Here is a 21411-nt window from a genome sequence, read left to right as displayed (position 1 = left end):
GGCGGGCGTTCTCAGTCGACATGGCAACCGCGCTGCTCACGCCTGCTTGGTACGACATCTGCATTGCGACAGGACAGTTCGAGGCGAGGCTTCGTCTCTTTTGGGTGACACCTGGTTTCTGGGTGACGCGGTGGCGTGGGCGTTCCACGCTCGTATGTACGGACCAGGCCCGGTCCTGGCTCTATCCACGGCAGGATCTGCGCGCCGAGATCGAACGGCTCCGTCGACGTCACCCCGGCCCGCCGTCGGCAGCGATCCCGCCCGACCGGCAACGCGCCGCCGACATCTCGCCGTTGCGCACCTGGAAACCGCCACCTCGCGCATCCGCCGCTCGGAGGCGGAGACCCGGGAACTCCGCACGGCGCCGGCCCCGGGCGAACGCCGGGCCGCCGAAGTGCCCGGACAACCGCGGCCTCCTGGCATCATGCCCTCATGAACGTCTGGGCTCACGACGGCCTGCTCTATGAGGTGGATTCGGGCTACAGCCTGCCGGACGACGCCTGGCGGTACGAGTTGGCAGGCATCGCCGGCGCGCCCGGGACGGGACCGTACCTCGTCGTGATCATTCCCGACGCCACGCCGGACGACGGTCCCTTCACCCCGAAGCAGGCCGAGCACGTCCGGACGGTGATCCACGATGGACGGACCCCATGGCCGGTCCTCCTCCGCTTCGTGGACCTGATCGAGGGCTCCGGCGACGTTACCCACGGGCACGAGGCAACCTCGGACATCGGCACCCTGGCCTCGTCCAACAACGAATGGCAGTTCGCCGACCGGCGATTCGAGGTGAACTCGTTCCACATCGGCGACCGGGGTTCCTGGTGTTACGAGCTGTATGAGGTCGCCCCCGAGACGTCCGAGAACAACTACATCGAGGTACAAATCCCCGATGCTCAGCCGGCGGAGGGTTCGTTCGTTGCCGCGACGGCCGATCAGGCGACGTTCACGGCCCACGGGGCATGGACGCTGCCATGGCCGGTCTTCCGACACTTCCTCGACGTCATCGAGACATCGGGCGACATCGTCGCGGACACAACGACAGCCGGCCATCCCAAACCTACGCCGACACCGTGATCGACGAAGTCGGGACCGCGTCGTCGATCGACACGCCGAAGCGGAGTTCGCAAAGATTCGCCGGCCATTGCTGAACGCCTCAGTTCTTTGCCCCGTCCGCAACACCCGTCCACAACGGATCACCGCGGCTCGTAGCCGTGATCGAAATCGGAGTGCAAGACAACGAACGTATCCCCGCCACCTTTTCACCCATGCGGGAGTGGACATGGAAGTGATCGGACCGTTCGACGGCACCCGGGGCCGACGGATCGCCGGACGGCTCCGGGAGGATCACCTGCCGAGTCGTTGCAGAACGTGAAGCTCGACCTCGTGGCTCAGACTCCCAGGGCCATCAGTTCGAGGCCGGGCGGAGCCAGATCAACTGAGACACCAGCTGCCATCCGCGCGCCCGGGACCGGATCGACTGAGATTTCCGGCAACCCGGCGTCTCAATCGATCTGGTCGCCGCAGGTCACGGCCACGCACCCAGACCAGATCACTTGAGACGGGACACTGGTGACACCTATCTCGACCAGCCACACCTCGGGTGACCGGTCGGGATTTCTGTCACCGGTGACGGTTGCGCGGCCTGCGATCATGTGGGGATGGCATGGGACGTAGTGTTCTTCCTCGCTCCCGACGACGAAGTCGCCGCCGCGACGCAAGGGACGGGGCCCGGGCGGGCTTTCGAGTCCGTGGCATGCCGTTTCCTGGAGCCGGACAGTGCGATAGCCGAGTGGGACATGTACTTCTCGGAGCCGTCCGCGGACATCCCGGCGCCCGAACTCCTGCACCGGTGGTGGCCGGAGTGGGTGGTCGGCCCCTTCAATGACGGCGTCGAGGTGTTCGCTCTGCCTCAGCGGTTGATCCGGGCCCTGGCAGATGCCGGCCCCACCGAGTTGGCGGAGTTGGCGCATCGCTGGACCGCGAGGATCAGGCCGACCGACGGGGACGACATGACCGACGAGGAACTGCTCGGGGTCGTGCGGGGAGTCGCCCGGCTCGCGGTGTCCGCGGTGGACACGGGTGGCGGCCTCTACAGCTGGAGCTTCTGACCCACCGATGGAACCCCTTCGGGCCACCGGATCCCGTCGGGCCGCGCTACTCCGGGGTGTCAGCCGTCTCGTTCGCGAGCGTGGCCATGGCGGCGACCTTGAGGGCCTGGCGGTCGGGGGCGCTGTCGGCGCCGGCGTCGGCGCGGGCGGTGATCAACGCGCGCATCGCGTTCAGGCGTTCGGCGCGGCAGTCGTTGAGAGTGTCGTCGTCGCCGGCCTCGGCGGCGCACAGGCACGCGAGGTGGGCCCGCTCGAAGCGGAGCTGGTACTCCAGCAGCGGTCGAAGGCGGTCGGGCAGCGACGACGAATCTTCGGACATGTGTTCGACCATACGGGATGGCCGGGGCGAGCCGATCGAGGCACCCCGCCGCCCGCGCGCCTCGTTCGAGTGAATCCCGAACCCGCGCACCGCGCTCTGCGGGCCCGGCTGCGCCGGCTACCGCGGGTTGTGGCCGATGATCTGCGCGACGTGGCCTCCGGCGACGGCGACGACGAATCGGTGGCCGAGGGTGGTGGGTTCGGTGTCGAGGTGCAGGACGCCCTCGACACCCGTCTCCAGGACCGGTGTGCCGTCGACGATCGCGGTCCAGGCATGGGGGAGGGCCTCGTCCTCGGTCGGCCAGTCGAACAGGTCGAGGGTGACCTCGACGTCGCCGAAGCCGGGGAGCACGAGGTACCCGTGCGTCTGAGGCACGTCCATGTCCCGATTCTGCGGCGACCTGCGGGATCCCGCCGGCGACGGCGCTGCGTCGGGTGGTCGGCGTCGACCGGCGGAACGCTGGAACCCGCACAAGACTGTGCGGATGCGGGCCGAGTTGGCGATCTAACCTGCTGTCGTCCTCGTCGGTCCCGGTACCGCCGAGGAGCGGCGGTGGTCTAGGCGGGGCGGACCGTGTGCGGCGGGATGCGGCGGGCGGAGGGACGCCGTTTTCCGACGCTCGGGAAACACGCATATTCACTCGTGAACAAGACATATGAGGAGTAATGGAAAGCCGGCTTGGTCGCCGTTTCGTCAATTTTCGAGTTTTCGACTGTGGTGTGCGCCACATCGGAAAAGCCCAGTTCAGGAGTGCGGCGCGCCGCGTCGCCGGTCGCGGGTTCCTCGTTTCGGTCACTCGAAAGGATGAACTCACCGTGACGAGCCAGCGTCGTTGCGTACCCGTAGTGCCGTAGATTTTGTCCGCCGACCGCCTCTCGGGGGAGGTCCGATGCTCCCGCGGGGTTGCGGACACGTCCGGATCTCGTCCGGCACGTGACCCGGGAGGGCAGGTGGTTCCGCGGTGTGGCCCCGATAGAGGGAACGACTGAGGAATCTCGGCAGGGTCGTACGGAAGAGTGGTCCGCACGTCAGGGACTGGTCGCCGACGGTCATCGCGCTCGTCGACGAGCTGCGACGCCTCGGTCTCTTCTGAGCGTTGGGTCGAGGGCCCGGTCTCCACCGACCGGACTCCCCGTGACCCAGCACTCTGCCGGACGGTAGGGCGGAAGGCTCCTGGCTCGCGACCTCGGGGCCTTCCGCTCACACGCTCACCCGCGGGACGACCCTCCGAACGGGCAACAACCCCGGCGTCGGAAGGTCCGGTCGAACGAACGGCAGCCCGCCCATCATGCCCACGATCGCGTTCGATGCGCCACGACCGATCGACGCCGATTCGCGTGTCCACAGAGCCGAAACGGCCGATTCGCCGGCCTTCGAGCCGTCATCCGTGCAAGTGCATACCCGCACGAAGGAAGCCGTTCCCTCACCCGAAAAGGCGTATCGACGGCCTGTCTCATGCAAACGCCGTCCACCCACCCCCCGGTATTCACCCATACGAGTGAATCAGCGATGCGATTCGTCCCGCGATGCGACCGGTCCGGATCCGTGCGTTTCACCCGAACGAGGTGAACGCGGCACCCGAACGAGAAGCCACCCCACCGCTCGCCGGTCGCAAACGGCGCCGGTGCCGCGCGGACCGGCGCCGTCCGAGAGGTGAAACCCAGCGGCCACGGGGGAAGGGCCGGCCGGTGCGACGGCGACGGGGACACACCGGACCGCCACGCCGGGCCTCGTCCCCCGTGAACCTCACGCGAATCCGACGAACCACACATCGACCCGGCAAGGCTCCGGCGCGCTGTTGCTCCTGGTCCTCCCTGCCGCGCACGCGCCCGGCCGGGGCCGCCGGGATGGAGAAGGGCAGGGGGAGGGTGTCTCTCCCGGTGCGGGTACACACCAGGGAGAGATGTCGGCGTCCCGGCGACCCCTTGACCATGGCCCCTGACCAGGCACGATGCGGCCGGCCCCGTTCGAGCACGTTTCACCCTCGAACGCACCGCCGGCCGCACCCCACGCCCCACCCCTGCGGCTACCGGTCGGTGCCCCGACGCAGGATCTCGGCGGAGTTCGCCCAGATCGTCGCGTCGGGCCCGTGTTCGCGCAGCGCGTCGAAGCGGCAGATGTTCACGATCAACACCCCGTCGCGCACCGCCGGCACCTTCAGCGCGGCGCGCATCACGCGGTTACTGTGTCGGTCGAGTTCGGCTCGACCGGCGCCAGCGAGGACGACCAGGAGCGAGGGGCACAGCGGCCCGGGGTAGGCGGCCTGCCATGCGGGCCGGGTCGATCCCTGGAGCCGGCGCGGTCCGACGTGTACGCGGTGGGTGGCGTACCGGCCGTAGGCGGCGACCTTGCGTATCAGGCGCCACTCCGCCATCGACTTCCGATCGACCTCCACCCGCAGCCACCGCTGCTCCAGCGTCAGCACCGCGTCGGTGGTGACCCGCCCGCCCTCGATGGGGTGCGCGACCTCCACCGCCCAGTCCGTGATCTCGCCCCATCCGTGCCGGGCGAACTCGATCGCGGTCGCCGTCACCGTGAGCGCGTGCGCGGCCAACCCGCTGCGCAGCGCCGCCTCGCCGGTGGCGGCGCGCCGCCGCTCGGGCGCTCCGGCCTCGACCAGGGCGCGCCGGCCGGTCTCGGTCAGGTGCCACACCCACGCGCGCCCGCGAGGCACCCGGCCCACCAGGTCGGCGTGGAGCAGCTGCATTACCACCCGTCGCACGTACGCCGGCGACGTCAGATGCGGTGTCAGCGCGCGATGCAGCTGCGCGGTGTCGGCCACCCGGACCGCGCCCAGCATGGACAACACCCGCGCCCGCAACGGATCGTCCTCGAACTCGAACTCCATGGTCGACCTCCAGCCGCGCGGGCCCCTCCCGCGCACGCCGGGCATCCTGCGCGCACCCCCCTTGTCCGGCGTCTGTTCGCCCCGGTTCGCCCCGATCCCGCGGACACAGGTCAAGGGGTCGAACGGGCACGCCCGGTAGCGGTCAAGGGGTCGGGTGCGTCCCCCTTGACCGGCGTGGGCAGGGTGACGGTCCCTACCACCGGGCCGTGCCACTTCCATGCCACCTCTGCGTCACCTTCGTGCACCTTCCATGCACCCCGGGCGCGTCCATGCGTTCGCGGCCCCGTGTCGATGCCCTCTGGGGTCAGGTGGTGTCCGGTGTCCAGGTGTGGTGGGCGCGGTGTTCGAGTTCGTCGGCGCCGGGGATGCCGTCGGCGCGGAGGCGGTGCAGGCGGGCGCGCATGTCCTGGCCGGCGGTGTCGACCTTGAGGGAGCGCACGCCGTTGGCACAGGTGACGAATTCGTTCCAGGTGGTGATCGCGGTGTCGGGGTCGCCGCGGCGTAGGTGGAGTTCGCCGAGGTCGGCCAGGACGATCGCGCGGGTGCGCCTGCGGTCGAGGCCGTGGATGTCGAGGGCGTGGTGCAGGTGGGCCTGTGCTTCGTCGAGTTCGCCGAGGCGGGCGAGGACCATTCCGCTTTCGTGGGCCCAGCGGCCGATGCTGTAGTGGCTTGCCCAGGACGTTCCCGTGGTTTGGGCGGGGGCGCGTTCGATGTGGGTCTGGGAGGAGGTCAGGCATCGGGTGGCGGTGGCGTGGTCCTGGTCGAGGGCTGCGGCCTGTGCCAGGGTCGTCTCGTAGTAGGCGTGTGCGCGGGGGTCGGCGAGCGGTTGCGCGTGTCGTACGCACTCCTCGGCGAGGCGCACGGCGGTGGCGCGATGCCCGGCGTCGATCGCCTGCACCGCCATGCCGCGCAGCGCGGTCGAGGCGAGTTCGCGATCCGCTCCGAGGTCGCCGAGCCGGTGGGCGCGCGCGAAGTACCGTTGCGCGAGGCCGGGGGCGCCCTCGTCCTGGGCCATCCACGCGATCAGGTGCGCGAGTTCCCCGACCGCCGCGTGGAGTTCGCGGCCGGTGGTGTCGGTGTAGGTGCCGTCCAGCAGCGGTGACGCCTCGTCGGTCAGGTACCGGACGGCTGCGGTGCGCGCGATGGCGCCGCCGAGTTCGGCCGCCGCGTTGCCCAGCGCCGTGGTCATGGCCCGCACCCGAACGACGTCGCCCGCGCCGACGCGGACCGTGCCGGTGCGCGCGAGCGGCGCCGCGGATGCGGAGGGCGCGTCCGACAGGGACAGCAGCCCCGGGACCGCGCCTGTCGCGGCAAGGAATTCCCGCCGTTCCACGTCCGAGCCTCCCGCCGCCGGCGACACCGCCACGATATCCGCGCCGTCCCGCACGCCGAAGACCTTCGCGGGCTCTGCCGCATGCCCGGGAACGCCGTCGTGTCGGCGCACATGGGCGAGACGAACCCGAGTTCGGCGCCCGAGAGTCCGAGGATCCGTTCCAGCGCCAGCCGGTGGGCGCGTTGGGGCCAGCGGCTGTGTCCCGACAACCAGCGCCGCACGGTGCGTTCGTCGAACACGACCCCCAGTTCCAGGCGCCGCGCCTCGGCGTCCAGACCGGCGGCGAACTCCCGGGCCGAGGACCATCCGCGGGCGCCGGCCTCGCGGCGCAGGCGCGTGTTCGGGACCCGTTCGGTGATCGGTGTGGTCGCGGTGGTGCTGCCCATGGGCGCTCCCGTGCGGCTGCGGCGAACCCGACCTCCACGGTAGGACCGCGTGCGTCCGGCCGTCACCGCCTTCGCGGTCGGGCGGGGAATGTCCGCGTGATGTCCGTGAAGTGTCCGCCGGTTTGACCTCCCCGGCCCGCCGCGCGCGGTTGGACCGTGGGGTGCGGGGCCACCGCGACACACCGACGCGGTGGGCCCGACGCCCACACGGACGGACGAAGGAGAACCTTCACATGACGCGACCGTTGATCCTCGACCGCGCGCTCACCGCTCCCACCGGCGCGGTGCGGCCGCTGCCCGAGCACCATTTCGACCCCGACCTCGCCGCGAACGTGACCGCGGACGGGACGTTGCTGATCCACGCCGCCGACCCGTCGCTGGTCGCCGACTACACCGGCACCCAGGAGCCGAAGGGCATCAAGACGGATGACTGACCGGCCCTCGGTCGTGGTCGTGGCCGCCGAGCACGATCTCACCGCCGACCTGGTGGTGGACCGGCTCGGCGGTCGCGCCGCCGTCGTGCGCCTGGACCCGGGACGGCTGCGCGACGACCTCGAGATCGACGGGCGGTTCCAGGCGGGCCGTTGGCACGGCGTCCTGCGCCACGGCGACCGCATCGTCCCGATGGACCGCACGTGCGCGGTGTACTGGCGCAAGCCCACCCGACCCGAGACGATCGCCGCTTCCGTCGACCGGTGGCGCGCCCACGAGAACACCACCGCGCTCCTCGGAATCCTGAAGGCGCACCGGCTGAAGGTGTGGTGCAACGACCCGCTTGCCGCGGCATCGGCCGCGCTCAAGCCGGCGCAGCTCGCCTCCGCCCACCACAGGGGACTTGCCGTGCCGGACACCTTGTTCACCAGCGTCCCCGCCGGCGCCCGCGCGTTCATTCGCGATCACCACGACCGGGTCGTGGTCAAGGCGCTGACTTAGCGCGACCTCCCCCTGGTGCCGACCACCCGGGTGAGACCCGACGATGACTTGGACCGCGTCGCGGGCACCGTCCACTACCTCCAGGCCCTGGTCGAGGACCGCGTCTTCGATGCCCGGGTGACCGTGGTCGACCGGGCTGTGTTCGGCGCCCGGATCACCACCAACGATCGGGCCCTCGACTGGCGCACGTCACCCCGCGGTGGCTGCCACCACGCACCGCTCGTCGTGCCCGCCGCAGTCGCCGACGCGTGCGTGGCGCACGTGCGCGACCTGGGACTCGTCTACGCCGCGCTCGACTTCGTCGTCACCGCGCAGGGCTGGTGGTACCTGGAGACCAACCCCAACGGCGAGTTCGGGTTCGTCCAGGCCCTCGCCGACCAGCCGATCGCACAGGCGATCGCCGACCTGCTGCTCCACGGCCGGGTCGGACCGAACGACACCGACACCCCGCCCCCGCACGCCAGGATGGGGACATGAACCCGCTGCTCGCCGCCGCGATCGAAGCCCTCGCCCTCACCGACACCCCCCAGCCGCTGACCGAGCATCACACCCTCGCCTGGCGCGTCGGCGACTGGAAGATCAAAGCCGCCACCGAAGCCGTCCCCGTCGCGAACCTCCTCCACGAGGTCCGCGCCGTCGACCTCCTGCACGCCCAGGGCCTCCACCCGGCGACCGGCGCCCGCGGACGCGTCGGCGACGGGGTGTGGACCGCGCTCCCGTGGCGCGCCGGAACCACCCTGTGGATGTGGTGCCTGCCCACCCGCGAGGGCCGCGCCACCCCGGACACCGGACCGCGCCTGCGCGCGATCACCCACCACGCGTTCGACGCCCTCCACGCGCTGCACGCCGCCGGATGGCACCACGGCGACATCCAACCCACGAACATCCTCATCGCCGACGACGAGACGAGCGTCGCGTTCATCGACCACGACCTCGCCCAACACGCCGACCTGCCCCCGACCGTGCCGTACCGGGGCGGCATGCACCAGCCCACCGCACCCGAGATCGCCCGACTGATCCTCGACACCCCGCCCGAGACCCACATCGAACTCACCGACGCCGCAGAGCGGTACAGCCTTGCCGCGGCGATCCGCTGGGCCTGGACCGGAGCCTCGCCCGCGGGTACCCGAGACATCGGGGGCGACGTCACGGTCACCGACCTGTACGAGGACATCGCCACCGGCCACCGGCGCCCCACCTGGGCCGACACCCGCCCCTGGCCCGACCCGGTACTCGAAACCCTCCTGGACGCATACATGTCCCTCGACCCCACCACCCGAGCCGAATCCGCCCCGACACCGCGCGTGCGCGCGTGACCCGATCCCGCGATCGCGACGCCGCCGGACCGATCGCAGCGTGCGCCGCGCATCGGTCGGCGCGGGCCGAGGCACGCCGCCCGGATGGCCTCGGGGCGTGCGCCCGCCCGGCGACCCGGGATGGAAGGACACCGCCGTCGCGTGGCTGCTCGACCTGTGTCCACCCGGGTACCGCAACCACGACGTGCTGCGGAAGTACCCCGTGATCCTGGCCCGCATGGCCCGCCGACACGTCCAGGCCGCGCCCGCCGCCGCCCGCGACGGCTACGGCACCGCCCGCCTGGGCCTGCGCGACGCCATCCCCGTCCACGCGATCGACGGGGTGCTGAGGATGTACGAGTACGAGGGATCCCACGCCGCGGCGACGGAGCGCGCCGTGGGCCTGGTGGAGCGGGCGCTGGCCGGAGAGCGGTGGAACGCTCGGTCGCGCACACCCGACCCGACCGACTAGCCGGAGCCGCAGCGCATCGCGCAGTTCTTGAACCGTGTTCTCGTGGTGGTGCCGGGCGGGGGTGGCGGTAGAGGTCCGGGCGCGGTGGTGGACGAATCCGCTGCGGCAGGCGGCGGGAAGGTCCGTCAGGACAGCGGTCCTGTGCCGGCACGCCTCGGCACGTGACGCCCGCCGGCATGGGGGAGGATGTTCGGCCAACTGCAGAACGAGTTCAAGGCAGGTTCCCGCGAACAGGCGCCGTGCGACGGCCCACCGTGAACATGCTTGGCCCGACCGTACCTGCGGCAACGTCCGGGGCCTGCCCGGATTCGAGGGAGATCTCGATGACGCTTCTCGAACAGCAAGCGGACAACACCCAGGTCGACCATTGGCTGCGCACCAGGGGCATTGACCCGGCCCGGCTGTACGAACAGCGCGCGCTCGACCTTTCCGACCCGAGGTTCGCCGAATCATTCGGCTTGAACCTGCGGGATCGTCCGAACGACATCATCGCCCGTTCGGAGCGCCAGTCGTTCGACTATGCCGCACCGATCTCCGTGGGGCCGGCCGTGTTCAACGACACCCCCGAGACGATTTCACGGGAGGTCGGTGGGGAGGTCACTGTGGGGACCACCAAGAACTTCTCCGTCTCCACGACGGTGGAGGCGTCCCTGTTCTCGGTGGTTGACGTATCCGTCACCGCCTCCTACGGCCAGGAATGGCGGCGAGAGGAGAAGTTCTCGGACCGTCTGACGATCCCGATCGGCCCCGGGTGGACCTCCTGGCTGGAACGCGAGACGGTGATGCGACGCATCACCGGCGGAGATTTCATCGTCATTTTTGACCTGGGGAGTCCTCCTGTTGGAGCTACCCGCTTCACCGGGACGATCACCGGTCCCGGTCTGGCGGGAACCCTCACGGACAGGATCACCGTCCGATCCCGGCAGATCTCCGCAGCGAGCTTCGCCCCGGTGGCCGACATGATCAAGAAGGCCCAGGGCAGGGGTGCGACGGAAATGAGCGCCGTGGACGGGGTCTACCAATATCCCGCAGCACTGACGGCCATGCTGTAAACGTCGTGGTCGTCACCGTCGTCCAGGTCGTCGCCCCCTTCGGCTGATCCGAAACACCCCCACCGCCCCAAGTCCCGGCCCGGACACGGTCGATGGCGGGTCAGCCCTTCGGATCACACACGGATCCGACACGAGCCACACATTCGTCATGTCCAGCGCATGCCCAACACGTCCAGCTCCGCGATCCGTTCGCCGGACAGCTTCGCCCGCCTGCTCCTGGTCGTGGTCACCCACACGCCCAGCCGGACGTTCTCGGGCCGTCCGTCGAACGCCATCACCGTCTCGACGTGCCCACGCGGCACTTCCAGGTTTCCGACGCGGGCCCGGTAGGCCGCCGCCGCGCTCACCGCGATCGTCCACGCCTGTTCGCGCGTGCGCTTCGGTTTGGGCCCGTCCGGCATCGGCACCGGCGCCGAGTCGGCCCCTGCCTCGGCCGCCGTGTCGGTCACGGCGGGTGGTGTGAGCCCGAGTGCGCGCAGTTGTTCGCGTTGTGCCTGATTGAGTTTGTCCCATCCGGCTTTTTGTCGTGCGATCCATCGGCCGATGCCGGTCCCGCGGTGGACCACGTTCGGGCCGACGTCGTCCAACCGGCCTGCCCCGTCGCCCTGTTCACTGTGTTCGCCCTGTCGGGTGAGGTATTCGGTCGCGTGGGTGAGGTGGCGTTGCCATGCGATCGGCCAGTGCGGTGGGTGCCACGGCTCACCCTCCACCAACGCATCGAGTGCCGCGCTGCGCCCAGCGTGCAGTTCGCCGCGTCGGTCCTGCGCTCTGCGGTTGTCGAGCCATTTCCCGATGGGGTATCCGTCGACGACGGCGTCGATGGGTGCGGCGAGTGCGGCGAGTGTGGCGTGTCGGCGGTCTCCTCGGTGACCCAGGCGCTGCTCAGACCGCCCTCCTCGACCAGCGCGGTGCCGTCCGCCTTGAGGATGCCGATCCGATCGCCGGCGATGGTGATCCGGACCACGTCGTGCTCGTCCTCGACCCAGGCGGCGTGCGGGCTGCCCTGCTTGACCAGCGCGGTGCCGTCCGCCTCGAGTACCGCTATCCGATGGAGCCATTGGTGGCCGTCGCCACCGCTCGGGACGGCCGAGGCGGCCGTCGGGATCGAACTCAGGGCGGCGCCGAGTACCAGGCATGCGCACAGCGCCGTCCGGGTGGGGCGGGGTGTGCGAGTCGTCGTCATCGGAATTCCCTATTCCCTTCAACCGAGGAGACCACGGCGAGAAGTCGGCAACTTCCTTGAGCGCTACGGGAGGTAATCCCAGAGGGTCGGACCGCTCGATGGCTATGGACAGTCACCGGATTGGCTACTTCCAGTACTCGAATGACTACTCAAGGTGCATCGAAGAGACGGAAGACGGTGAGCGGACGGTGTCGGCGGCTTCTCACGAGCGACGGTGAATCCGGCGTTCACCGCGGCGGCCCTGTCCCGAACACGTTCCGAACGAGGCCCTGACCAGCGCGGACAGCACCTGCCCTGTCCGGAACAGCGGTGGAGCGTTGCCCTCGAATGAGGAAGTCCACAAGCTCATGGACGAGCCAAGGCGGCCCGTCCGGTCCAACGGCTCGTCGCCGGAGTCCTCGTGGGAGGACCCATCTCTGCTCCATCAAGGAAAGGAATACCCATGCATCGCATCGGCACGAGCAGGCGCCTGAAGTCGGCCGCGGCAGCGTTCTCCCTGGCTGCGGGTATCGCGCTGCTTCCCACCGCGTCCGCCTCGGCGGCTCCGATGACCGTCGACCTCGGTGGCGTGAACCTGTCGGCGTCGGCGGGTGCGGTCTACGAGTGTCCCCGGATCCACACCACGGACAACTACGCCTACACCTGGTGCCGCGTCTACAGCGGCAAGGTGCGACTGATCGCCGACTGCGCCAACCCGTTCCCGGACAGGGCATCCGACTGGATCACCCCGAAATCGGGCAATCCGACGCAGCGGCTGCAAGCCGGTCCGTGCGTCAACGGGATGGGCCCCAACAGCGGGCCGCAGGGGGCCAACTGATGGCCCGGCAATCCGTGAAGCGCATCACGTTGGCCGGGCTGACCGCGGCGGCGCTCGTCGGTCTGCTCGCGCCGAATGCTTCGGCGGCCGAGCCGGGGCCGCTCGCCAAGAGGTGGAGGGCCGTCGTGCAGTGCCAGCTCGTCCGGATCGATCCGTACGGTGTCCAGGGCTACATAACCGGGACCGGGACGGGCACGACCCAGACGAGCGCCGTAACCAACGCCAAGCAGCAAGCCGACACAAAGGTGCCGGTGGGTCACTACAAGCGGCACTGCAAGACCGTGCAACTGGGGCCCGCGTTCGCCCCCGCCCCTGTGGTCCCGGCCGCCTGACACCGCCGGCGGTACCCGACGCGGACCTGTTCGGCATCGCCGGCGCCGCACCACAGACCTCGGCCGATGTTTCGGCGGCACCACCGCGCACGTCCTGCCCGACGGCGTCGAATCTCGTCGGAGGCCGTGTTCGCCCCTGGGCGGCACGGCCTTCGGCATGGTGGGTGTTCAGCGTGTCAGAGCCCTTTCCAGGGCGTCGAGGCCGTCGCGGTAGCTGGTCGTGAACAGTTCGACCGCCTCGATGTCGTCGACGCCGTCCGGGGCGAAGCGGCCGGACCACTGGACCTCGGCCTCGTTCCGCGGCCGGGAATCGCGTGGACCCGCAGCGTGGAGAGGTAGCCGGTGACCGGGAAGGGGGCCTCCAGGATGGCATAGGTGTAGTCGGTGCCATTCGGCGATCCCCACGGCGCGCGGGGGGAAGTCCTTGGCTCACGCGCATTCGCAAGCCGAACGAAAAAATCTCCAAGGATACCTCGATCGCTGTTTCCCAGTTCATCAGCAGCCTCAAGCCACTACAGACCGCGCAAATGTGAGCCAAGCCCGCAGGAGTGGGCGCTGATCATCGATGCATTCTGGGAAGCCATTGCCCGACTGCTGCCGACGCCATTCGACCCGACCGAACAGCCCGGCGCGACTGGGTGTTGCTCAAGGCCACCGGTGTCGACACGATGCACCGTGTGCTCGCTGACTGCCTGCCGATTGTGATCCAATGTGGCGCTCGGCTGTCAGATGCGCAGCAGTACGAGCACCTGTTGGCTGACTTGCCCACCCTGGCCGGCATCGGTAGCGATCCGGACAGCGGTGAGAACTACCAGATTGACGGGGCCGAGTTCTGGCGCTCCGCTTCAAGCGCCTCGGAGTACACCGGCCGTTACGGCACCGACCGCCTTGTCGGCAAGATCCGAGGTCTCATCGCCAAGACGAACAGTGCAAACACCATCCAACCGGTACACATATTTGGGGCGGTCGAAGCCATTGGAGCCGGCTTCGACCGCCCTTTGACTGTACGGCGCGCATGTGTGGACCCGTCTCGAACCTCACGCTCGATCTCACACCGGACCTCACGTCCACCGCATCCCGACCGCGTCCAACGCAGCGACCCGCTCCGCCGACAACTTCCCGCGCCGCGTCCGGGTGTTGGTGACCCACACCCCCAACCGCACCTCCTCGACCCCACCCGCCCCGGGGAACCCCGACGACCTCGACGTGCCCGCGCGGCACCTCCAAGTGCCCCTCCCGCGCGAAGAACGCCCCGGCGGCGGTCAATCCGACCGCGAACGCCTCGTCCCTGCTGCGCCCCGCCTTGGGTCCACCCGACACCCCGGGCCGCTGCGCCACCGTCCCGGCGGCCGGCGCCGCGACGCCCACGGTGAGCAGCGCCTCCCGCTGCGCCGGGTTCAACCGCAACCGTTCCCACCCCGCGACCTGACTCGACCCACCGCCCGATCCCGACCCCGCGATGCACCGTCCCGGGCCCGGGAACGACCACGTCCCGCACCGCCACCGCGCCGCCGACGTCGACCACCGCATCGACACCGGCCCCCACGCCACCCGCCTCGACCCCGTCTGCCACATCCGCCGCTGCGCCGCGCGGCCCGGCCGCGCCCACCTCACTGCTCGATCCATGCCCACCCGCCGCTGCGCCTTGGTGTGCGCCTGTACACACCCGGCGCGCACATGGTGTCGACGCGCCAACTCGGCGAGGTCACCGAAGCCCTCGTCCATACCGTCGCCGCCCACGGGATCGTGTGCGTGTACGGCGATCCCGGCCACGGCAAGACGGTCGCCGTTCACCAGGCGTTGCGTCTGCTGCCCAGGCGGGTCCCGGTCCATCGAGCACGGGTGGCGGTCAAACCCGCGCTGCCCTGGTTGCGCGTCGGGTTGCTCACCGCGTTCGGCCTGCCGGCCACCCACCTGACGAATCGCACCGAAGCGGCCGACCGCGTGCTCGTCGACGCGCTGAAGGAGCCGGGCGTCCTGATCGTCGACGATGCCGGCGCATCGCCGCTCCCGAACTGGACTACCTGCGCCTGCTGGTCGACGCCCCCACGACCCGGACATCGCTGGTGCTGTCCGGAGCCGGAGCGGAGCGCACCCTCGCCCGGGCTCCCGCACCGGCCTCCCGCGTCCTCCCCCCGGCAGCAGATGCCACGCCTGGACACGCCTCAAGTCCCGGGCGTGCTGCGCCTGTTCCATCCGCTGTGGGATGCCGTGGCCGATGAAGACGTGGCCCATGCGGACCAGACGTGTGCCCGGGGCAACTTCCGTTCCCGGGCGAAGATCACATCCCACCTGTACGCCGTCCGTCACCGCGACTCGGGCAAGGACGTGGACCGCGCCCTGCCGGCCTGGGCCTGCTCCCGCCCGTACCGCCACCGGTCCGGGGACGCCGGCCGGCGACCCCGCCGCACCCGCCTCACCACCGCACCGCCCGGGCGGCATGCCGCTCCCGGGTGGTGCGCCGCCGGCCGCCGTGCCGCTCCTGGATCCACTCCCGTCGTTGTCGACGTTCCTGCGCGCGCTCCGCCGGGACCTGACCGCGGAGGAGCGAGTCGGCCACCGCAAGAGCCCCGAGGCCGCCCGCGAACCCCGGCCGCCGCAACGCCCCGCCTACGCGCGCGTGCTGGCCGGACTTGCCGAGCACTACGCCGCACCCCCCCGATGACCCGGACCCGCCCGCCGAAGGCGCCCGTCAAGCCATTTCCGCGCACGGCCGCCGCGCCGTGGAGCCGCCTCTCCGGCCGCAGCGGCACTGGGCTGCTGCGGCTGCGCTTGCTGGCCCGGCTGCTCCGGCCGCGGCCGCCGTTGTGCCGCGCGCCACCGCGACCGCCGCACCGCGGGCCCCCAGGGCCGACGCGGACCGTTTCCCGGCCGGTCCGCTCGCCGTGCTGGATACCGCCCCCGGCAGGGCGCTGACCGCGCCTTGGGCGACGGCCGTGCCCTGCCGTGCCCGGCGAAGTCGCTGCACGCCGTGGTCGCCTGGGCCCTGGACGCCGGCCTTGGCGCCGAGCGGCTGCACCGCGCCAGCCGCGACGCCGACCCCCTGCTCGTCGTCACCGCCGCGGCCGCCGATCGCCTGGGCCTGCCGTCCCACCTGGAGGACCGGCGCAACCTGCGGCTGCTCGACGACCACAAACTCGTCCGGCAGGTCACCCAGGATGGCCGGCGGCTGACCCGGCGCGGCTTCGGCCCCTGGACCAAGGTCTACCGGCCCGTCACGGACGGCGGCCGCCGGCAGTGCGTGCAGTGATCCAGAGCCACGATTCACGCGTTGCCGACAGCCGCACATGCGGCATGCCCGCTCACACCCCACCGACGGCCCCGAGCCGAGCGGCCTGGGACCGTCGCGAATTTTAGTAGTGCGGCACAACCCAGAACGCTTCGAGCCACCTACCCTCGCCCGTGGTGCCGATTGTGATGTCCGACAGCAATCCCGTGCCCACCCAGTTCGGGTTGTTCATGATGTGACCCGCGCCCTCGAACGTGCCGTTGGTCGACCGGAAGCTGATCGCCTCGATTGCCGGTCCAGCCGTACCGGGTGCCCCGAACCTGATCGAGTAGTTACTCTTTACCTCCTTCCAACTGCCCCAGCCCATCCCGGCGAGGTGAACTCTGACTTCAGCCTGCATGACCGTTGGCCCGCTGAAGATGAACTCCAACGACTCGAGCGGCTCGCCCAGTCCCGTGGTCCCCGTAAAGCCCGACTCGGCCGGACTGCACAAATAAGCATTCAGGCCCACATTGCGAGTTTCAGACCCATAGCAAAGATTTACGGTAGAATTGGCCAACTGCTGCCGTTTGGCAAGTATCTCGGGCGGTACCGGCCCTGTATCGGCGGGCCCGATTCGGCCCCGCGGTACAACCTCCCGACCGCGCCGCCGGTCTACCAGGGAACACACACCCTGGGGGCACAGTGCAGCGCATCACCCAACACGTCACCACCGCCGCCCTGGCAGCGGCACTCCTGCTCGCCACCGGCTGTAGCAGCGACGGAGACGACGACAAAGCCGACAAGGTCAAAGCAGCGGGACCCGCCACGGTCGCCCCGGACACGCCGAAGCCGGGTGCTCCTGCCGCTCCTGCCGCGCCGGCTACTACGGCTGGCCCCGGCACGGCTGCCGCCCCTGGTGCAGCGGTCGCCGTGCCCAAGCCGGACCCGGCCACCCAAGCCAAGTACGTGGCCGACCTCGACGCCATCGACCCGGCCATCGTCAACGGCAAAGCAGACCGCGCGGTCAGCCGCGGACGCGACCAATGCACCTCGATCAAGCAGTGGCCGGGGGACCAAACTAAGTTGATCGGGCTCACCGACCAACGATTCACGACGCCCAACGGACCGATCGGCGCCGCGAAAGCCGAGCGGGTACTGGCCGTCGTGCGCAAGCACATCTGCCCGGACTTCTAACGGCAGGCACACATCCGGGGCCCCGCCGCCGCGCGGGGCCTCACCCATGCGAGGAGGTGACCATGTGCCGCCCCGCATCGACGACACCGTGCGCGCCGCGATCCTGGCCGACGTCGCCGCTGGCACCCTTTCGTGCCGGGTCATCGCCAAGCAGCATGGCGTCAGCCCCAGCACCGTCTCGAAGCTCGCCGCCGAGGCCGGCCCTGCGGACGCGTTCGAACGTACGCAGACCCAAAAGGCCACCGCCGCCGCGACCGTCGACTAGCCAGTCGCTCCTGGATTGTTTGGAAGATGAGTTGCGACCGTGCGTGGCGGTCGGAGACGAGACCGCACGATGCAAGGGACGAACACCGTCTCAGCCGGCAGGCCGACCAGACCGACGTACCGGGCAGTAAGTGATCGCGATTACAGGACCAACTGCGACATCTGTTCGAGTTTCCCCATATGCGACCACAGCTTGGCATGAGGCGGGCGAGGCATCGCCCCTCGCCACCTCATGCCGGGGTCGGCGACACCGCTCCGTCGCGGCGCCTGCGGATGACGGCGCCCATCCACGCGAGCATGGGCCCGCTGACCCTCGACCGCGACTACCGACCCTGACCAGGCGAAATGCTCGGCCGGGGGATCGAGCCGCGCCGGTGTCGACCTCGCGTCGATCGTCGTGGGGCTCGGCCGTGCCGTCTTTCCGACGGGTGACAAGTCACGCGGCCCCGGTTTTGGTCGGCTACGCCTTCCGGCAGGCTCCCGTGCGACGCCTTCTCGGCCGATTTGCTCACGTCGTCGGATTCCGGCCGGTATGACAGAGCGAACGCGTCGGAAGAGGATCGAGGAGGGGTTGGGTGGAAGGCGTGCGCGTGGTCGTATTCGTGTTGCTGGGCGGTGTGGCCTTCGTGGTCTGGAGGCGGAGCAGGTATCCCGGGGGGTGGACGTTCGCTTTCGGCGCGCGCCACGCGGGCGATCGGGAGGATCTGGCCCGGGCACGGCGGGAGTTGCGTGGGGTGGAGAGGAAGTCCGAAAGGCTGGAGGCGGCCGCGCGGGAGCGGGTCGCGTCGGAGAGCGCCGAGTACGACCGACGGGTGGACGTGTTGAAGCGGGCGGTCGAGGATCTCCGCGATCCGGGTCTGGGCGTGCGGCTGACAGGCCGGGTCGGCGAACTCGTGCTCCACGAACACGCGGTGGTCTCGTCGGGCGCCGGGACCATTCCGCTCGCCGGCCTTCGGGCCCGTTTCGAGTCCGGTCGGCAGACCCATTCGATCTACCTGACTCGGCCCGATGGCAGGGTGTACCGGGCGAAGTACCCCCACCGTTCCGTGCCGATGGCGACGGACGAGGCGGAGAGCGGGCAGTTCTTCGACGAGGACCGGGTGCGGGACTTCGCGGTGGAGATCCAGAATGCCGTGGCGGACGAGAACGCTTTCCGATCCCACCTGCCCGCGTGGCTCGAACAAAGGCAGGAGGAACTGGCCGGGGCCCGACAGGACACCACCTCCCTGGATGCGGCCCGTCGGCATCTGTCCCGGGTACTCGCCCATCAGAGCCGCGACCCCTACCGGAAGGCGGCCCTCGTCGAACTGAGCGAAGCGTGTGACCGATGGCAGGAACTCACGGGTCACCGACCGTCGGAGTAGCGGGTTCCTGCCCCGCGCCCAGCCGGAGCAGGACGGACACGCCCTCAAAGAAGCACGTGATTCACCCGCAGGAGCTCCGGCAGGTGGATGCCGAGATCGCCCGCCGTGCCGAGGCCCACTGCGGGACCGCCGGTGAGTGACCCGCCCCGGCACCGGTGTGCGACGTCCGCGCGATGCAGGCGAATTGGGCCCGCTGGGGAAGGCATTTGAGGGCAGGGCCGTCGGTCACGCGAGAAACCCGGCGGCACGGTGTGAAGTCTTCGGGCTTCGGCGCCCCATCTGAACGCCCCTACGTGCGCTGCGCCTTGCGCCGGTCGGCCGGGTGTGAACGCGGGGAGGCGGTGAGCCGGGCCGAGGCATCCGATTTCGTCGAAGATGGCGAGACCGGCCCGCGATGGCCTGGTCCGTCATTCGGCCGGGTGGCGGTCTTCCTCCGGGTGGGTGTGCGTCGGAGGGTGGCGGGTGTTCGCGGCGGGTGGTTCAGTTCGTCCAGGTTTTGAGTTGGGTGGCGACTTCCCGTACCGGGAGGCCTTCGCGTGCCGCGCGGGCCAGGGGCACGACGGTGTCCAGGCCGGGGCTCACCGGGAGGCCGCACGCGGCCAGGTACGCCGCGGTCACCGTAGCCGCGAACAGCAGGTTACCCGCCTCGAGACTCGGGTTCCTGGCGAGCTCGCACAGCAGCGCGGCGGCCTTGTGGTGGGGCTCGGGGTAGACCTCGTGGTCGAGGATCTCCGCGCGGTGGCGTGCGTCGGCCGCGATCGGCACGCCGTAGTCGACGACCTGGGGGTCCCCGGGGATCTGTTGGGCGACGGCCAGGATCCACGCGAGGTCGATCCGCAGGTTCACGCGGCGTCCCGCGGCGCGGTGCGCGCCGACTCCGCCGGGAGGCCCGGGTAGCGGTCCTCGCCGAACTCCGCCTCGAATCGGTCGGCGTAGGCCGCCAGGAACGTCGCGGCGCCGGCCATGAACGCGGCGCGGGACTCGTTCACGTCCTGCTCGATCAGATCGGCCACGTATCCCTGCAGGCTCAGGCCACGGCGCTTCGCCCGCTCTTCGGCGGCCGCCTTGACGGCCTCGTCCAGCCGGATGTTCGTCTGCTTACTCATGCCCACGAGCATAGCTATATCCCGGTACCAGTGACTAGCAAAAGGCGTCGCCAGGGCCCGGCCTACGGGTCGTTCGAGGATGGTGTTCCGTCGGCAGACGCAGTACGGGATCCGCTACGAGGACGATCGGGTCCTGGACGTGTGCTTCCGGGATGTGCGGAGGATGAGGGCCGCAGAGCCGCGTAGCGGTTGAGCGGATCCGCCGTGAAGCTGGAAACACGTGCCGGAGCGTTGTGGAAGCCGGTCCCGACGTACGCGGTCGGGCCGGCCGGCTTCGATCGGCCGTGGAGCAAACCGGGGCACTTCGGGATCGGCCGCCAGGCGCAACAGGAACGGCAGCACCACCGGCATCGCCGGGCCGATGCTCATCACACCCGACATCACCACCCGACCCAGCGCCCGTGCGGCCTCCTCTGCCGCCCCGGCATCCATCAGACCGCGCGACACGACCGGGATTTCCGCCGGGCAGTCGGGGATCGCCGACCACGCCACCTCCTCACATTCCGCCAACGCCGGGTGCGCACACGACGGTCCGTGGGATGTGGGATGTGAAACGGTGATTTGTCGTTGTCCGTGGGTGGGTTGGTGATCTCGTCCGAGCCGGGTGGGTGGGACGACGCCTCGGGATCGGCGGGTTACACGAGGGGAATGCACCGACCGGCAGAACGGGAAGCGTCACGTCGGGTGGCCCGCGCCATGCCGCCATCGCGGAGTCGTTGTGTCCGTGTGTGTCGTCTCGGGTGGCCTGCCGGTTCGGTATCGGAATGCACCCGGGCGGGGTGAGTCGCCGCGGCGAGGAACGCGCCCGGGAGGGCCGAGTTCGGATCGACTGTCACGGCCGCCGGCCCGTCGAGGGACGCCTTGCCGTCCGCCACTGGATGTTGCGCGACGACATCTGCCCGCCGAGGGTGCCCAGCGGCTGTCGTTGCGTGCGGTGGCCCGTGAGCTGGGGATGGCCTCGTCCGCGCTGTATCGATACTTCCCGAGCCGGGACGAGCTGCTGACCGCACTTTCCGATCTCTGGTGCGTGGGGTGTGTCGTACCCCCGGAACGATTCCGACCACCAACCGGTCCCCGGTGTGGTCCGTCCGGGGAGTCCGAGGCGAGTCGCCGGTGCCCGGCAGGGTAATCCGCCGCCGGTCCGACGGGTCCTCGTGGTGCCGCGCTTTGGACTGGTCGCGGGCCGAACGCGCG

Annotated in this window: 23 protein-coding genes and 2 pseudogenes; 16 read left to right on the top strand and 9 right to left on the bottom strand. The window is 70.2% G+C overall.

All coding sequences use genetic code 11. From position 1 onward, the window contains the following. The first annotated feature begins 432 nt into the window (after positions 1-432). Both ACWGR4_RS28835 and ACWGR4_RS28830 read left to right on the top strand, forming a co-directional pair. The gene (locus tag ACWGR4_RS28835) at positions 433-1074 is read left to right on the top strand and encodes a hypothetical protein (protein ID WP_452133390.1); all 642 of its coding nucleotides are present in this window, start codon (positions 433-435) and stop codon (positions 1072-1074) included. 584 nt (positions 1075-1658) lie between these two features. Continuing rightward, positions 1659-2108 carry a hypothetical protein gene (locus ACWGR4_RS28830; protein ID WP_395799850.1) on the top strand — a complete coding sequence of 150 codons (450 nt, stop codon included), beginning with the start codon at positions 1659-1661 and terminating at the stop codon, positions 2106-2108. A gap of 46 nt (positions 2109-2154) precedes the next feature. On the opposite strand, the gene ACWGR4_RS28825 is transcribed toward ACWGR4_RS28830, so the two are convergent. The 4 genes from ACWGR4_RS28825 to ACWGR4_RS28810 form a co-directional block, all read right to left on the bottom strand. Next, complete coding sequence (locus ACWGR4_RS28825) at positions 2155-2427, bottom strand: hypothetical protein (protein WP_452133391.1); 273 nt, start codon at positions 2425-2427, stop codon at positions 2155-2157. Between the two features lie 117 nt (positions 2428-2544). Continuing rightward, a complete protein-coding gene (locus tag ACWGR4_RS28820) occupies positions 2545-2808 on the bottom strand; it encodes a hypothetical protein (protein ID WP_452133392.1) in 264 nt (87 codons plus the stop codon). Positions 2809-4453: 1645 nt separating this feature from the next. Further along, entirely contained in the window at positions 4454-5275 is an 822-nt protein-coding gene (locus tag ACWGR4_RS28815; RefSeq protein ID WP_452133393.1) for a replication-relaxation family protein, read from the bottom strand. Between the two features lie 304 nt (positions 5276-5579). After that, positions 5580-6608, bottom strand: coding sequence for a tetratricopeptide repeat protein (locus ACWGR4_RS28810; RefSeq protein WP_452133394.1), 1029 nt, complete (start codon positions 6606-6608; stop codon positions 5580-5582). A 619-nt stretch (positions 6609-7227) separates the two neighbouring features. Between ACWGR4_RS28810 and ACWGR4_RS28805 the strand changes: the two genes are divergently transcribed. The 6 genes from ACWGR4_RS28805 to ACWGR4_RS28780 all read left to right on the top strand — a co-directional run bounded on the left by ACWGR4_RS28805 (position 7228) and on the right by ACWGR4_RS28780 (position 10746). Then, on the top strand, positions 7228-7428 hold the full coding sequence (locus ACWGR4_RS28805; RefSeq protein ID WP_452133395.1) for a hypothetical protein: 201 nt from the start codon (positions 7228-7230) through the stop codon (positions 7426-7428). Next, a complete protein-coding gene (locus tag ACWGR4_RS28800) occupies positions 7421-7927 on the top strand; it encodes a hypothetical protein (protein ID WP_452133396.1) in 507 nt (168 codons plus the stop codon). Before ACWGR4_RS28805 ends, ACWGR4_RS28800 begins: the two co-directional genes overlap by 8 nt. A 30-nt stretch (positions 7928-7957) precedes the next feature. Further along, positions 7958-8404 (top strand): hypothetical protein, encoded by a 447-nt coding sequence (locus tag ACWGR4_RS28795; RefSeq protein WP_452133397.1) that lies wholly within the window; start codon positions 7958-7960, stop codon positions 8402-8404. Beyond that, a complete protein-coding gene (locus tag ACWGR4_RS28790; protein WP_452133398.1) occupies positions 8401-9243 on the top strand; it encodes a hypothetical protein in 843 nt (280 codons plus the stop codon). Before ACWGR4_RS28795 ends, ACWGR4_RS28790 begins: the two co-directional genes overlap by 4 nt. Before the next feature lie 97 nt (positions 9244-9340). Further along, positions 9341-9694: a hypothetical protein gene (locus ACWGR4_RS28785; protein ID WP_452134263.1), complete on the top strand. Its 354-nt coding sequence runs from the start codon at positions 9341-9343 to the stop codon at positions 9692-9694. A 323-nt stretch (positions 9695-10017) separates the two neighbouring features. Then, entirely contained in the window at positions 10018-10746 is a 729-nt protein-coding gene (locus tag ACWGR4_RS28780) for a hypothetical protein (RefSeq protein ID WP_452131673.1), read from the top strand. A 146-nt stretch (positions 10747-10892) separates the two neighbouring features. Here ACWGR4_RS28780 and ACWGR4_RS28775 read toward each other — a convergent pair whose 3' ends face one another. Then, positions 10893-11456 carry a helicase associated domain-containing protein gene (locus tag ACWGR4_RS28775; RefSeq protein ID WP_452131672.1) on the bottom strand — a complete coding sequence of 188 codons (564 nt, stop codon included), beginning with the start codon at positions 11454-11456 and terminating at the stop codon, positions 10893-10895. Between the two features lie 915 nt (positions 11457-12371). Here ACWGR4_RS28775 and ACWGR4_RS28770 point away from each other — a divergent pair. Further along, positions 12372-12746, top strand: coding sequence for a hypothetical protein (locus ACWGR4_RS28770; RefSeq protein ID WP_452131671.1), 375 nt, complete (start codon positions 12372-12374; stop codon positions 12744-12746). After that, positions 12746-13078 (top strand): hypothetical protein, encoded by a 333-nt coding sequence (locus ACWGR4_RS28765; protein ID WP_452131670.1) that lies wholly within the window; start codon positions 12746-12748, stop codon positions 13076-13078. Before ACWGR4_RS28770 ends, ACWGR4_RS28765 begins: the two co-directional genes overlap by 1 nt. Before the next feature lie 1061 nt (positions 13079-14139). Here the strand turns inward: ACWGR4_RS28765 and ACWGR4_RS28760 are convergent. Then, a pseudogene (locus ACWGR4_RS28760) lies at positions 14140-14247 on the bottom strand (helicase associated domain-containing protein); the annotation flags it as partial. A gap of 1271 nt (positions 14248-15518) precedes the next feature. Between ACWGR4_RS28760 and ACWGR4_RS28755 the strand changes: the two are divergent. Together ACWGR4_RS28755 and ACWGR4_RS28750 are read left to right on the top strand one after the other, a co-directional pair. After that, on the top strand, positions 15519-15743 hold the full coding sequence (locus ACWGR4_RS28755) for a hypothetical protein (RefSeq protein ID WP_452131669.1): 225 nt from the start codon (positions 15519-15521) through the stop codon (positions 15741-15743). A 258-nt stretch (positions 15744-16001) separates the two neighbouring features. After that, on the top strand, positions 16002-16328 hold the full coding sequence (locus ACWGR4_RS28750; protein ID WP_452131668.1) for a hypothetical protein: 327 nt from the start codon (positions 16002-16004) through the stop codon (positions 16326-16328). A gap of 103 nt (positions 16329-16431) precedes the next feature. Here the strand turns inward: ACWGR4_RS28750 and ACWGR4_RS28745 are convergent, their stop codons facing one another. Next, positions 16432-16818, bottom strand: a complete 387-nt coding sequence (locus ACWGR4_RS28745; protein ID WP_452131667.1) for a hypothetical protein — start codon at positions 16816-16818, stop codon at positions 16432-16434. A 173-nt stretch (positions 16819-16991) separates the two neighbouring features. On the opposite strand from ACWGR4_RS28745, the gene ACWGR4_RS28740 reads away from it, so the two are divergent. The 3 genes from ACWGR4_RS28740 (at position 16992) to ACWGR4_RS28730 (ending at position 19111) form a co-directional block, all read left to right on the top strand. After that, the gene (locus ACWGR4_RS28740; RefSeq protein WP_452131666.1) at positions 16992-17483 is read left to right on the top strand and encodes a hypothetical protein; all 492 of its coding nucleotides are present in this window, start codon (positions 16992-16994) and stop codon (positions 17481-17483) included. 64 nt (positions 17484-17547) lie between these two features. Next, the gene (locus ACWGR4_RS28735; RefSeq protein ID WP_452131665.1) at positions 17548-17748 is read left to right on the top strand and encodes a helix-turn-helix domain-containing protein; all 201 of its coding nucleotides are present in this window, start codon (positions 17548-17550) and stop codon (positions 17746-17748) included. A 574-nt stretch (positions 17749-18322) separates the two neighbouring features. Then, positions 18323-19111, top strand: a complete 789-nt coding sequence (locus ACWGR4_RS28730; RefSeq protein ID WP_452131664.1) for a hypothetical protein — start codon at positions 18323-18325, stop codon at positions 19109-19111. Between the two features lie 480 nt (positions 19112-19591). Here ACWGR4_RS28730 and ACWGR4_RS28725 read toward each other — a convergent pair whose 3' ends face one another. Then, entirely contained in the window at positions 19592-19957 is a 366-nt protein-coding gene (locus ACWGR4_RS28725; protein WP_452131663.1) for a hypothetical protein, read from the bottom strand. Beyond that, entirely contained in the window at positions 19954-20217 is a 264-nt protein-coding gene (locus ACWGR4_RS28720; protein WP_331769276.1) for a hypothetical protein, read from the bottom strand. The genes ACWGR4_RS28725 and ACWGR4_RS28720 overlap by 4 nt, the downstream gene beginning before the upstream one ends. A gap of 829 nt (positions 20218-21046) precedes the next feature. Here ACWGR4_RS28720 and ACWGR4_RS28715 point away from each other — a divergent pair. Then, positions 21047-21229: pseudogene (locus tag ACWGR4_RS28715) on the top strand (helix-turn-helix domain-containing protein); the annotation flags it as partial. Positions 21230-21411 lie beyond the last annotated feature (182 nt).

The sequence above is a fragment of the Embleya sp. NPDC055664 genome (assembly GCF_053618075.1).
Note: the sequence above shows the minus strand (reverse complement) of the source record. Positions and strands in the feature narration are given on the sequence as shown.

What these genes read in the sequence shown, in the direction of transcription:
- ACWGR4_RS28825 (WP_452133391.1), bottom strand. Translation starts at nt 2,427, where the DNA reads ATGTCCGAAGATTCGTCGTCGCTGCCCGACCGCCTTCGACCGCTGCTG.
- ACWGR4_RS28765 (WP_452131670.1), top strand. Translation starts at nt 12,746, where the DNA reads ATGGCCCGGCAATCCGTGAAGCGCATCACGTTGGCCGGGCTGACCGCG.
- ACWGR4_RS28820 (WP_452133392.1), bottom strand. Translation starts at nt 2,808, where the DNA reads ATGGACGTGCCTCAGACGCACGGGTACCTCGTGCTCCCCGGCTTCGGC.
- ACWGR4_RS28815 (WP_452133393.1), bottom strand. Translation starts at nt 5,275, where the DNA reads ATGGAGTTCGAGTTCGAGGACGATCCGTTGCGGGCGCGGGTGTTGTCC.
- ACWGR4_RS28835 (WP_452133390.1), top strand. Translation starts at nt 433, where the DNA reads ATGAACGTCTGGGCTCACGACGGCCTGCTCTATGAGGTGGATTCGGGC.
- ACWGR4_RS28755 (WP_452131669.1), top strand. Translation starts at nt 15,519, where the DNA reads ATGCCGCTCCCGGGTGGTGCGCCGCCGGCCGCCGTGCCGCTCCTGGAT.
- ACWGR4_RS28770 (WP_452131671.1), top strand. Translation starts at nt 12,372, where the DNA reads ATGCATCGCATCGGCACGAGCAGGCGCCTGAAGTCGGCCGCGGCAGCG.
- ACWGR4_RS28805 (WP_452133395.1), top strand. Translation starts at nt 7,228, where the DNA reads ATGACGCGACCGTTGATCCTCGACCGCGCGCTCACCGCTCCCACCGGC.
- ACWGR4_RS28790 (WP_452133398.1), top strand. Translation starts at nt 8,401, where the DNA reads ATGAACCCGCTGCTCGCCGCCGCGATCGAAGCCCTCGCCCTCACCGAC.
- ACWGR4_RS28830 (WP_395799850.1), top strand. Translation starts at nt 1,659, where the DNA reads ATGGCATGGGACGTAGTGTTCTTCCTCGCTCCCGACGACGAAGTCGCC.
- ACWGR4_RS28800 (WP_452133396.1), top strand. Translation starts at nt 7,421, where the DNA reads ATGACTGACCGGCCCTCGGTCGTGGTCGTGGCCGCCGAGCACGATCTC.
- ACWGR4_RS28780 (WP_452131673.1), top strand. Translation starts at nt 10,018, where the DNA reads ATGACGCTTCTCGAACAGCAAGCGGACAACACCCAGGTCGACCATTGG.
- ACWGR4_RS28720 (WP_331769276.1), bottom strand. Translation starts at nt 20,217, where the DNA reads ATGAGTAAGCAGACGAACATCCGGCTGGACGAGGCCGTCAAGGCGGCC.